This is a genomic window from uncultured Chloroflexus sp., from assembly GCF_937129525.1.
In the GTDB taxonomy this organism is placed as follows: Bacteria; Chloroflexota; Chloroflexia; order Chloroflexales; family Chloroflexaceae; genus Chloroflexus.
The window spans coordinates 34,805-46,844 of record NZ_CAKZNK010000074.1 but is presented as its reverse complement, the minus strand read 5'-3'; the positions used below and the strand labels follow the sequence as shown (position 1 = coordinate 46,844).

The window sequence follows — 12,040 nt, the reverse complement described above, 5'->3', positions numbered from 1 at the left end:
AATTCCCTTTACGGCAATAGTTCCATCACCCGCCGCTCAAAATTCCGCTTGATGTCATCACGCACGGCAGCGGCGTCTTGCACATCGATACAGTGAATGTAGATAGTGCGACGGTCGGTCGAGACATCGAGTGAGACGGTGCCCGGCGTGAGTGTGATAAGATTGGCCAGCACGGTAATGCCGGCATCACTCTTCACATCGAGTGGAATGGCAATAATGCCCGGTCGAATATCCTCGACGCGCCGGAAGAGCACGATCCGGGCGACATCAAGGTTGGCCTTGAGAATGCTCCACAAGGCAAAGCCGATAAAGGCAATCCACTTCATGGTAAGCCGGGCGTAGTTGCGGCTATCAATGCGAGAACGACCAAGGCCGCCATCGGTAAATGGCGCGCTCAGAAACCGACTGGCCAGCGCCACGATACCGTAACTGACTGCCAGGCCGACGATCAGATCGGGCAGGGTAAAGCTGCTTTGCAATGCCATCCATGTGATAGTCAGTATCAAAACAAGGACGATCATAATCACACCCTTTATCGCACTGCGGCCTGATACACGGCTTCGCATCCATCGACACCACACACAGCGGCGATGTAAGCGTCGCGATCAAACGCCTGTTGACCGGCAATCGTGTTGTACTCAACCAGTGGCCCGGCAAGCAACCCCAGCGCCACACTCAGAATGACCAGTGCCGCCCCTGGCGCCAGCAGGCCGAAGCGCACCCGCGGTAAGCGACTCACATCCTCGTAGGACTTCTTCCAGAAGACCTCATTCCAGATCTTAAGCATTGAGAAGAAGGTCAGAATGCTGGTAGCGGCGGCAACCGCAGTAATCAGATATGCCTGCTGACTCACACCCACCTGTAAGAGAATCAATTTGCCAATAAAACCGCTTAACGGCGGAATACCGGCCAGCGAGAGGATACCGAGGAACCAGAACAGCGCCAGCAGCGGCTCGCGACGCGCCAACCCGCCCATCCGCTTCAGATCACCGGTGCCGTTGATTTGCTCGGCAGCGCCGCCGATGAAAAACAGCGCCATCTTGACGATCATCACATGCGCGGTAAAGACCAGGCCGGCAGCCAGGCCGGCAGCGCTGGCCAGGCCGATCCCCATAATGCTATAACCGATCTGGCTGATGATATGGAAGCTGAGAATACGGCGCACATTCATCTGCGCTACCGCGCCCAACACACCGATCACCATAGTCAGGCCGGCCAGCAGCGTCAGCCACGGCCCGTAGATCGCCAACTCGTTTTGGAGTAACAGACCGAACACCCGGTAAAGCGAATAGACACCGATCTTTGTCATCAGGCCACTGAAGATGGCGGTCACCGCCACCGGCGGGGTATGGTAACTGGAAGGGAGCCAGAAAAAGAGCGGCACAATCGCAGCTTTGCTCCCGAAGGCGAAGAGAAAGACACCGGCCAGCACCGTCTGCAAACCGGGATTGGTCAGCGTTGCCATCCGTTCGGCAATATGGGCCATATTGAGCGTGCCGGCAAAACCGTACATCAAGCCGCAGCCGAACAGGAAAGCGGTACTCCCCAGCAGGTTGAGCACCACATACTTCAAGCCGCCTTCGAGCTGATCGCGACTGCCGCCGAGCGTAATCAGGCCGAATGAGGCGACCAGCAACACTTCAAACCAGACATAGAGGTTGAAGAGGTCACCGGTGAGGAAAGCGCCACTCACACCGAGCAGCAAGAGCAGCAACAACGGATAGTAGAAGTGGCGTTCGCGCTCGTAATCGATCGAGAAGAAGCTGTAGATGATAGTCGTCAGCATTAACAGCGCCGCCAGCATAACCATCAGCGCGCTCATCCCATCGGCCACCAGCGAAATGCCGAACGGCGCCAGCCAACCCGATGCTTGCGCCACCAATGGCCCACTTGCAGGCACGGTCACCATTAACCAGAGACCGTAGCCAAGATTGATGAGCGTGCTGAGCAGAGCGATCAGGCGACTCGCAAGCGGCAGACGATTGAGGAGAACGGCCAGCGCTGCGCCGATCAGCGGTGAGACGATCGGAAGAAAGAGGTGAAACACCATATTTCTGATACCTTAGCAATTTATCAGAGCAGAGCGGCAAACGACCCTGCGAACGTCGCGTTGTCGATACAATGGCGCGCCGATCAGGCGGCCCAACAACCGGGTCTTCAGCCAAATCTAGACCAGAAGACGACGGAGCAGCGTCACCTACAGGCGGTCAGTCGTCGAGAGATCATCAAGATCATCGCTGCCAACGGCCTGATTCGAGCGATAAGCCAGCGCCAGAACGAAGGCGGTAAAGCCAAAACTGATTACGATTGCCGTCAGAATCAACGCCTGCACCAGCGGATCGGCAGCGCCTGCCGGCGGTTGCCCCTGCGCATCGACCAGCGGCGGCGCGCCACGACGCACACCATCACCCATCGTGAAGATGAGCAAATTGACGCCATGACTCAACATGATTAGACCGAGAATCAACTTCACGACGGAACGGCGCAGAACGAGATAGGTTGCGCCAGCAAAGAGTGAACCGATAGCGATTGCCAGTAGAATAATCATGCGCCCTCCTCGTGCTCGACCGGCGCAGACTTCATTGTCGGCAAGGGAAAAATTGTTGGCTCTTCCACCAGCAATAATGCGATCTTGGTGGTGACACCGATCACGGTAAAGTAGACGCCAACATCAAACAGCACTGGCGTACCGATTTTACCCACACCGGGGATCGGCTCAGGCAACCAGAATGCCTGCATGTACGGCAAGCCAGCAAACAAAGCCGGTAGACCCCAGATAGCGCCGAAAAAGATGCCGAACGCAGCCAGCAACAGATAGTTTACCGGTAAAATCCGCTGCGCCGTCTTAGGGCCAAACGCCACGATTTGCAGAATGATGGCACTAGCCGCCAGCAAGCCACCAATGAATCCGCCACCGGGCAGATTATGACCGCGCAGCAGCATAAAGATTGACAGCATCATCAATAGCGGCATCATCAGCCGGCTAACCGTGCGCAGAATAAGCGAGTCGTACAGCGCACTATCTCTTGGTATCGACTGGTTCGGCTGCTGGTTCGGTAGCGGTAACTCGTTCTGGTGTCGCATCGCCTTTTCCTTGTCGCAAACGGAGCAATCCATAGATACCAAGCAGGGCAATAAACAAGACGGTAATTTCACCCAGCGTATCAAACCCGCGAAAGTCAACCAGGATGACGTTGACGACATTGGTGCCTTTGCCCTGTTCGAGGCTGTTTTCAAGGAAGAACGGCGCAAGTGGCGCAAACGCATCGTTAGTAGCTGTAGCCAGCACCAGACTCCCCATCAAAACGCCCATTACCGTCGCAACGATAGCATCGCGCCGTCGCACCCATGCCTCCGAGAAGCTCTCAAATCGCACCGGCAACACCGAGAAGACCAGGAGCAGGAAAACGGTCGAGAGTACCTCGATCAGCAACTGGGTCAATGCCAGATCGGGCGCCGAAAAGAGGACAAAGAGCAGCGCAACCATTGCGCCCACCATGCCAACAGAGATGATGGCGCCCAAACGGGTGCGAGCCTTGATCGTGGCAATGACGCCAATTGGAATAAGCGCTGCCGCCAGGATTTCGTAGAACTGCAACTGTGGATCGAGATCGAGACGGATGGAACCGAGGCCAAAACTGAGGAAGGGCACGCCGACAAAGATCAGCATTGTGACTGCGGTGATCAAGATATAGCGGCGCAAGCGACCTTCCTGGATCGCGCGGGTGAGGGCTGTAGCGCCGGCCAGAGTACGTTCAATCAGGCGATCAAAGATCATATCGCCGCGGGACCACGCTGGCCAGCCGCGGAGATTGGCCAGATGTTCGCCAAAGCGAGCCAGGCCAAAGCCAATCACGATGGCGCTCAAGCTGACTAGCAGCGCTGGATTGACACCATGCCACAACGCCAGTTTGACCTCAATCGGCTTGCCATAGATGGCGACGCTGGCCGGCTCAATCAAGCCACTGATCGGACCCAGGAACGCGAGTGGAATGAGCAGCGACAACACAGCCGGAACGCCGGGGCCGATTAACATTCCCAGCGCCGGATCGGTAACATGCTGCTGCATTGCCGCCAGGCTGCGCTGACCGAGGAACGTACTACTGAACAGCCGCCAACCGGTCACAAGATAGGCCACCGCCGTGATCGCAATCGCCGCCACGGCGAGCAGGCTCATTGTTGCGCCCAGTTCAGTTTCCAGTGCCGCTTCCAGCATCAGCTCTTTAGCGACAAAACCAAACATCACCGGAATGCCGCCAAACGAGAGCAGAGCCAGCGCAGTCACGACCATTGTCTGCGGCATGTAAGCGCGCAATCCTCCCAGACGGCGCAGATCGCGCGTGCCGCATTCGTGATCGATCACGCCGGCCAGCATAAACAGGGCTGACTTGTAAAGGGCATGGGCCAGAATATTGGTAGCCACGCCTTCAGCGCCATACTTACCGCCCAACCCGATCTGCATTGTCAATGCGCCGAGCATACTGATTGTGGTATAAGCCAGCATCGCCTTCAGATCAAACTGGCGCATCGCCACAATCGCCGCGAAGGTCATGGTCGCGCCACCTACCACAGCCAGCGTCACATCCCACAACGCAGTGCCGCCCAGCGCCGGGCTGAGCCGCGCCATCAGGTAGACGCCGGCCTTTACCATGGTGGCCGAATGGAGAAAGGCGCTGGCCGGCGTGGGAGCCTGCATTGCGCCCGGCAGCCAGAAATGAAAGGGGATCTGGGCCGACTTGGTAAAACAGCCAAGCAAGATTAGAATCACTGCTGCCGGATAGAGCGCATGGGCACGCAGCAGATCGCCGGCAGCCAGAATATCGCTCAGCTCGTAACTACCAGCCGCCTGACCGAGCAGCAACAAACCGACCAGCAACGCCAGACCACCACCACCGGTTACCAGCAACGAATGGAGCGCGCCGCGCCGCGCATCAGCATAGTCGTGCTTATACCCAATCAACAGATATGAGGTAACCGAGGTCAATTCCCAGAAGACGAACATAGTCAGCACGTTGCCGGCCAGCACGAGGCCGAGCATCGCGCCCATAAAGAGCATCAGATAGGCGAGAAATCGACCTAAACCGCTGTCGGCGCCGAGATAGTGACCGGCATAACCAACGATGAGTGTGCCGATGCCGGAAATAATCAGCGCAAACAACAGGCTGAGTCCATCGAGCGTGAAACTGAGATCAAGGCCGAGCGCCGAGACCCAGGCAATTCGTTCACTGACCTGACCACCCTCCCAGACCGGACCCGCCAGAGCGAGCGTTAAGCCGAAGATGGACAACGGGATCAGGGCCAGCCCCCACGCAATGCGTTCGCGTCCGGGAAAGCGCGCCAGCAATGCTACCGGCGCGGCAACCAGCGCAATCAACACCAGCGGATAGAGCATGCTTCCCTCAACGTAATTTAATGTTGACAATACTGGATCAACTACTCTCGCGCCCTGCGTCACGCAGCGTATTGCCTGCGTAACGGCAAAGCAATACCTTGCCCAAGCAACCTCTGTTATGCACTGCGGCGTGGCTTGTTCAATCGCGAGATAACCTTAAAAGTTGGGCTTTCTGCTATTGTACCCGAAAACAGTCGATCTGTCATAAAACTACTATTGTACCCGAAAACAGTCGATCTGTCATAAAACTACTATTGTACCCGAAAACAGTCGATCTGTCATAAAACAACCTGCCGCACGTCTGCTCAGACGAGAGGTCAGCCGGCGCGCTTCGTAATCGGCTAAAACCGATCGACACCCCACGTATGTTCAATCAACCGGGCAACGCGCGAAACAACGGTATCATCTTTTCAATCGCAGGCGAAACCCGATATGCGCAATATTATGCAAAGGATTGCCAGCAGTTGCCCCTTGCAACCCGAGAGCGAAACTGGCGCCAGCACCTGTGCCACCACGATGCATATTTCTGGTACAGTTATGGTGAAGCCATCGTTGAGAAGATCGTGAGCAATCAAACCATGCAGAGTTTCACCCGTTTACCTTCGATTATCATTGCTGCCGGCGCATTACTGGTGGCGCTGGCAATACTCACTGCCTGCGGTGAGCCATTGCGCGAACGTTCAATCGAAATTACGGCCACCGAGATGCGCTTCGATCCGGACCGCGTTGAAGCCCGCACCGGTGAGCAGATCTTCCTGCGGCTACGCAACCGCGGTCAGGTTGCCCACAGCCTGACCATCGAGTTACCTGCCGGTGATCGCACCGTCTCTGCCGATCCGGGAGTAGATGCGATTCTGGCCTTCCGCGCGCCAGATCCTGGTGAATACCGCTTCTACTGTCGCATCCCGGGTCACGAAGAACAACAGGGTGTACTGGTCGTTTTGCCATAACATACGTAGCACCCAGGAGAGACACATTGCTACGAGTGTCTCTCCTGGCGTGCCGTCACTGCGTCTGCGGCGTTGCCCAGTCACGGCGCCGCACCGCATTGATCGCCAGAATCAACAGCGTGATGACCGTAATCGGCAGAACAAACAGCGCCATCACGCCGCTAAACGCCGGGAGCGCATCGTGCTGAGCTGCCGCCAGAACGAGGTACGCAGTGTAGGCAACGTAGTAACCAAGAAAGAGCGCCCCCTCCCAGCGATTGATACTGAGACGAGAGACTGCAATCGGCAACACAGCAAAAGCGACTGCGATCATGACCGGAAGATCGAAGGTGATGACCGAAGAAGCAACGGTCAGGCCGCCGGGAGTGACCAGCGCAGCGATGCCAACGATACCCAACAGGTTAAAGATGTTGCTGCCGATGGCATTGCCGATAGCAATATCACGCTCACCTTTGAGAGTTGCTACAATCGAGGCTACTACTTCCGGCAACGAAGTGCCTGCCGCCACAATGGTCAACCCGATAATGACATCACTCACCCCAAAGGCTCGCGCCAGGGTAGTTGCGCTTTCAACCAGCCAGTTTGAACCAAGGGCCAGCAAACCCAGACCGATCACGACAAAGCTGATACTCATCAGCCAAACCTTCGCTCTACTTCCGGTCGGCAATCGGTCAGGTCCAAACTCCTGCGCATACTCTGCCTGCGCCTCTGCGCCCTCCTTGCGGCTGGCATAGATCGACCAGACAGTATAGCCGACCAGTAAACCGAACAGCAGCAAACCATCGAGCCAGCCAATCCTGCTATCGAGCGCAAAAGCGGCCACCAGGAGCGAAACCGCAATCATGAACGGCACTTCACGGCGGATGAGCTGCACGGCAACGACCAGCGGACTGATCACAGCGCAGGCGCCAAGGATGAAGAGAATGTTGAAGATGTTGCTGCCAACGACATTACCGACGGCAATATCGCTCTTGCCGGCCAGCCCCGATTGAACGCTGACCGCTAACTCGGGTGAGCTGGTACCAAACGAAACCACCGTCAAACCGATAACCAGCGGCGAAATACCGGCCAGCGCCGCGAGCTGGCTCGATCCGCGCACCAACAGCTCACCACCGACAGTGAGCAACGCCAAACCACCGATCAGTAAGCCGATTGTCATTACATCCATAGGGTTGTATCCACAAACTACTGGTAGAGCATTTCTCCATAATAGTTTAGTATATCGCTAAAGAATACTTTTGGCGAGGGCGGATATCCGGTATTGTTATTGCCACCCGTCCGAACCGGCACCGGGAAATTTTTCCCTATCGAGAACGGCAAAAATACGCTATAGTGCAAACCGTTGGGGAGTAGCCGCCCGCCGGCGCGGGTTGATGCAATCGTCAAGACGGAATTGATTATTCCCGGTTGCATCGAGGCTGGTTAGCCAGACTGGCGAGACCGACGCAGTGGTGAGCTGCGTTCGGCTCGCCTTTTTATTGTGATCGATTAGGATTGTCAGATGTTCAGGAGAAGCGCACAATGGTTGGCACCATCTGGGTCTGGGTGATTTTTAACCTCTTCGTACTGGCCCTATTAGCGATTGATCTGGGGGTATTCCACCGCGAAGCGCACGAGGTCTCGCTGCGTGAGGCTGCGATCTGGAGCGTAGTCTGGATTTCGCTCGCGCTCGTTTTCAACATCGGATTGTACTTCTTCTGGGACCAGATTATGCCGGACAGCACCCTCAGCGCCGCCGATGCCGGGTTGGCCTTCCTGACCGGTTATCTGATCGAAAAGGCGTTGAGCGTTGACAACATCTTCGTGTTTGTGCTGATCTTTTCATACTTTGCTGTGCCGGCCAAATATCAGCACCGCGTTCTCTTCTGGGGCATTCTCGGCGCGTTGATGATGCGTGGCACGATGATTGCTGCCGGCGCGGCGCTGATCAAGCAATTCCACTGGATTATCTGGATCTTCGGCGCTTTCCTGATCTTCACCGGGATTCGGATGGCAATGGCGCAGGATGAGCAGGTCGAGCCAGAGAAGAATCCGGTGGTGCGGCTATTCCGGCGCTTTATGCCGATTAGCGACCGCTACGATGGGCAGAAATTCCTCACCCGCCAGAACGGCGTTTTGATGGCAACCCCGCTCTTGCTGGTGCTGGTCATGGTCGAAACGACCGACCTGATTTTCGCGGTTGACTCGATTCCGGCCATTTTTGCGGTGACGCAAGATCCGTTTATTGTTTACACGTCCAACGTCTTTGCCATTTTAGGTCTGCGCGCGCTCTACTTCGTGCTGGCCGGAGTTGTTCATCTCTTCCACTATCTCAAGCTGGGGTTATCGGTCGTGCTGGCTTTTGTCGGCGTCAAAATGCTCTTGCCCGATCTGAGCGCAGCGCTGGTCGGCGTAAGCTGGAAGATCCCCACCGGCGTCTCGCTCGGCGTGGTGGCGACGATTATTACGATTGCAATCGTGGCGTCGCTAGTGCGGGCGCGCGTCGTCGGGGCTGGCGAGCACGCGCCTTCATCGTCATAGCTATGAGCAGGGGAGGAAAGCGGTAGTCTACCAGGATAGCGCGTTTGTGGCAGCGAGACAGATGGGAGTTTTGTCTCGCTGCCATATTGTATTACCCGGACGGTTCGCTCTGCCAGTCGGCGCTAAGCAGTGGCTCGAGCGGAACCAGTTCAGCGATCAACTCGCAGATCAGATCGGGTTGTTCCTGGTGGGGCATATGACCGCACTGTTCGAGGTGAATGTAGTAACCACGATCGGCCAGCACCAGCTCGGTTGCTTCGATTAACTCACCGTCAACGATCAAATCACGACCGCCGCTGACCAGCACCGTTGGTACGGCGCATTCTCTGACCAGATCGAGGTACTGGGGATGGCGAAAGATCGCATCAATGGCCAGCCAGCGCAACGCTGACAGGGTGGCGCGACGCTGGATCGGATGATGAAGTCGCGCCCAAACGCGCCGCCGTAGAAACCGCTGCTCGCGGATTGGTAATTCGAACAGATTCGCGTAGAATGGCTTCAAGCTGAGAAAAGCCCATTCACGCGATTGGCGCAAACCGGTCAACACCAATTCACCAAGACCGGGAATGAGCAATATGAAGACCCCGGTCACTGGGCGATGGAATTTAATCGGCAGGCATCCTCCGATCAGAATTTGTTGCTGGATCAGCTCAGGCAGACCAATGCTGAGACGTTGCGCAATCATCGCGCCAAGTGAATGGCCGACCAGTGTTATCTTCCGCAAGCCCAATGCGGCAATAAATTCGGCCATTGCGCGGGCAAAAAAGGTGAGACTGTAGCCACCGTTGGGGCCAGAACTGCGGCCAAAACCGGGGAGATCAGGCGCAATAATGCGATAACCACGAGACAGCGGCGGTATGATTGCACGCCAGGTATCGGCTTCATCACCAAGACCGTGGAGCAGCAATACTGTGGGCGCCGTGGTTGCCCCGGCATCGTAGTAGAAGATATCGAGATCGCGCAGAGCAACCCGACGCGCATAGGGAACCAGCGCGGCGGGAATATCCATTCTGAAATTGCGCAACATAGCATATGCTCCGAGGATACAAGCGCGCGGGTATCTTACTCAAACATATTTGTTTTGTCAAGCTTATTTACTCTAATATCAGATAAATTCCGCAACAGCTTACATTGATCGGTTTAATTATTACTACGACGTATAACAATCAATGAAAGAAGCATTAAAATTCTGTCTCAGACCAGTCGCGTGATTGATAGATGTGCTGGCAGAAACAACGCTAAACCACAATTCACGCGCCTGACCCACGAATCGTACAGTGTATATTGAACGGAACAATCCACCTCCAACCACGAACGTATCACCATTCCGTGCTACAATCGGATATGCCAGAACAGGCGGCAATGCACGCTAGTTAAGAGGAGCCGATAATGCGCACAACCATTCGCGATATTCAGCAAATGCGCGATCGCGGTGAGCGGATCCCGATGGTCACCGCTTATGACTACACTTCGGCTCAGATTGCCGATCGCGCGGGAATACCGATGATCCTGGTCGGCGACTCGCTGGGGATGGTCGTACTGGGCCACGAGTCAACGGTACCGGTAACACTTGATGAAATGCTGCATCATACCCGGGCTGTAGCGCGTGGAGCGCGTAAGGCATTGGTTATTGGGGATTTACCGTTCTTAACCTATGCTTCGCCCGATCAGGCTGTGATCAGCGCAGGCCGGATGTTGCAAGAAGCCGGCGCGCAGGCGGTCAAACTGGAGGGTGGCGTTCAGATGGCGCCGACGATTGCCCGACTGGTCAGTCTGGGCATTCCGGTGATGGGGCATATCGGCTTTACACCACAGGCAGTCAATCAGATTGGGTTGCGCGTGCAAGGCCGACGAGCGCAAGAGGCGCGCCAATTGCTCGCCGATGCCCTGGCAGTGCAAGAGGCCGGCGCATTTGCGCTTGTGCTGGAACTGGTACCTGCCGAACTGGCTCAGGCGATTACGGAACGGTTGCGCATCCCAACAATTGGGATCGGCGCCGGCGCCGGTTGCAGTGGACAGGTACAGGTCTGGCACGATATGCTCGGGCTGTACAGCGATTTCTTGCCGCGGCATGCCCGCCGTTACGCTGACCTGGCAACAGTCATTGGCGAAGCTCTGGCGCAGTATGCTAACGATGTTCGCAGCGGTGCCTTCCCCGGCCCGGAACACAGCAGTCGGATGGATCCGGCTGAGCTGGCGGCGGCGCTGGCCGAGTCTGGTGACGCCGGATAAGACATCCTGGTGAATAGCAGAGGTGAAAGGGATGAACTGACCTGCGTGTCACAAATTGGTTTTGATCAACGTTGATCACCACCATAAAAGGATATGGCTATGAAAGTGTTACAAACAATTGCTGATTTTCGGCGAGCGCGGGCCGCGTTCGGCGAGCTGGGCTTTGTGCCGACGATGGGCTATCTCCATCAGGGACATCTGGCGCTGGTTGAACGCGCCCGCAGTGAGTGTCCGGCAGTGGCGGTTAGCATCTTTGTCAATCCGACTCAGTTTGGCCCCAATGAAGATTATGCGCGGTATCCACGCGATCCGGAACGCGATCTGGCCCTGCTTGAGGCAGCCGGGGTTGATCTGGTATTTGTGCCATCGGTAGAAGAGATGTATCCAGCCGGATTCGGTACCTACGTTATTCAACCTGCTGCCGATGAGGTGTTAGAGGGAGCCGCGCGACCCGGACATTTCCGCGGCGTCGCTACCGTGGTTTGCAAACTGCTGAATATTGTGCAACCGACCAGAAGCTATTTTGGGCAGAAAGATGCGCAGCAAACGGTGGTCGCGCGACAAATGGTGCGCGATCTGAACATGCCGGTTGAGATTGTGATTGTACCGACGGTACGGGAACCTGACGGGCTGGCCCTGAGTAGCCGCAACGTGTATCTTAATCGTGAACAGCGGGCAGCGGCGCCAGTGTTGTACCGGGCGTTGCGAGCCGCCGCCGAGCGTTATGCGGCTGGTGAACGGAGCGGAGAGGCGCTGCGAGCATTGATGCGTGAGGTGCTGGCAAGCGAACCTTTGGCAAAACCGGACTATGTGAGTGTTGCCCATCCGCAGACGTTGCGCGAGCTTGATCAGATCGGGGTAGAGGGGGCACTGCTCTCGCTGGCGGTGCGATTCGATCAGGTGCGGTTGATCGATAACTGGCCGTTAACACCTTAGTGGCGCGGCG

General features: G+C 56.4%; 11 protein-coding genes. 4 read left to right on the top strand and 7 right to left on the bottom strand.

Features of this window, described 5'->3' with window-relative positions:
• Nucleotides 1-8 precede the first annotated feature (8 nt).
• From Q0650_RS09180 to mbhE, 5 genes are all read right to left on the bottom strand, one after another.
• Nucleotides 9-521: a Na+/H+ antiporter subunit E gene (locus Q0650_RS09180; protein ID WP_298818165.1), complete on the bottom strand. Its 513-nt coding sequence runs from the start codon at nt 519-521 to the stop codon at nt 9-11.
• Between the two features lie 11 nt (nt 522-532).
• Nucleotides 533-2,050: a proton-conducting transporter membrane subunit gene (locus Q0650_RS09175; RefSeq protein WP_298818163.1), complete on the bottom strand. Its 1,518-nt coding sequence runs from the start codon at nt 2,048-2,050 to the stop codon at nt 533-535.
• A gap of 147 nt (nt 2,051-2,197) precedes the next feature.
• Nucleotides 2,198-2,548 (bottom strand): sodium:proton antiporter, encoded by a 351-nt coding sequence (locus Q0650_RS09170; RefSeq protein WP_298818162.1) that lies wholly within the window; start codon nt 2,546-2,548, stop codon nt 2,198-2,200.
• Nucleotides 2,545-3,084: a Na+/H+ antiporter subunit B gene (locus tag Q0650_RS09165; RefSeq protein ID WP_298818160.1), complete on the bottom strand. Its 540-nt coding sequence runs from the start codon at nt 3,082-3,084 to the stop codon at nt 2,545-2,547. The genes Q0650_RS09170 and Q0650_RS09165 overlap by 4 nt, the downstream gene beginning before the upstream one ends.
• Entirely contained in the window at nt 3,020-5,392 is a 2,373-nt protein-coding gene (mbhE, locus tag Q0650_RS09160) for a hydrogen gas-evolving membrane-bound hydrogenase subunit E (RefSeq protein ID WP_298818158.1), read from the bottom strand. Before mbhE ends, Q0650_RS09165 begins: the two co-directional genes overlap by 65 nt.
• A gap of 464 nt (nt 5,393-5,856) precedes the next feature.
• Between mbhE and Q0650_RS09155 the strand changes: the two genes are divergently transcribed.
• A complete protein-coding gene (locus Q0650_RS09155) occupies nt 5,857-6,342 on the top strand; it encodes a cupredoxin domain-containing protein (RefSeq protein ID WP_298818156.1) in 486 nt (161 codons plus the stop codon).
• Nucleotides 6,343-6,397: 55 nt separating this feature from the next.
• Here Q0650_RS09155 and Q0650_RS09150 read toward each other — a convergent pair whose 3' ends face one another.
• Nucleotides 6,398-7,510, bottom strand: a complete 1,113-nt coding sequence (locus tag Q0650_RS09150; RefSeq protein WP_298818154.1) for a calcium/sodium antiporter — start codon at nt 7,508-7,510, stop codon at nt 6,398-6,400.
• Between the two features lie 353 nt (nt 7,511-7,863).
• Here Q0650_RS09150 and Q0650_RS09145 point away from each other — a divergent pair, with 353 nt between their 5' ends.
• Nucleotides 7,864-8,862: a TerC family protein gene (locus tag Q0650_RS09145; protein WP_298818152.1), complete on the top strand. Its 999-nt coding sequence runs from the start codon at nt 7,864-7,866 to the stop codon at nt 8,860-8,862.
• Between the two features lie 91 nt (nt 8,863-8,953).
• On the opposite strand, the gene Q0650_RS09140 is transcribed toward Q0650_RS09145, so the two are convergent.
• Complete coding sequence (locus Q0650_RS09140; RefSeq protein ID WP_298818150.1) at nt 8,954-9,889, bottom strand: alpha/beta fold hydrolase; 936 nt, start codon at nt 9,887-9,889, stop codon at nt 8,954-8,956.
• Between the two features lie 362 nt (nt 9,890-10,251).
• Here Q0650_RS09140 and panB point away from each other — a divergent pair, with 362 nt between their 5' ends.
• Both panB and panC read left to right on the top strand, forming a co-directional pair.
• A complete protein-coding gene (gene panB / locus Q0650_RS09135) occupies nt 10,252-11,094 on the top strand; it encodes a 3-methyl-2-oxobutanoate hydroxymethyltransferase (RefSeq protein ID WP_298818149.1) in 843 nt (280 codons plus the stop codon).
• Between the two features lie 99 nt (nt 11,095-11,193).
• Entirely contained in the window at nt 11,194-12,030 is an 837-nt protein-coding gene (panC, locus tag Q0650_RS09130; RefSeq protein WP_298818147.1) for a pantoate--beta-alanine ligase, read from the top strand.
• The last annotated feature ends 10 nt before the right edge of the window (nt 12,031-12,040 follow it).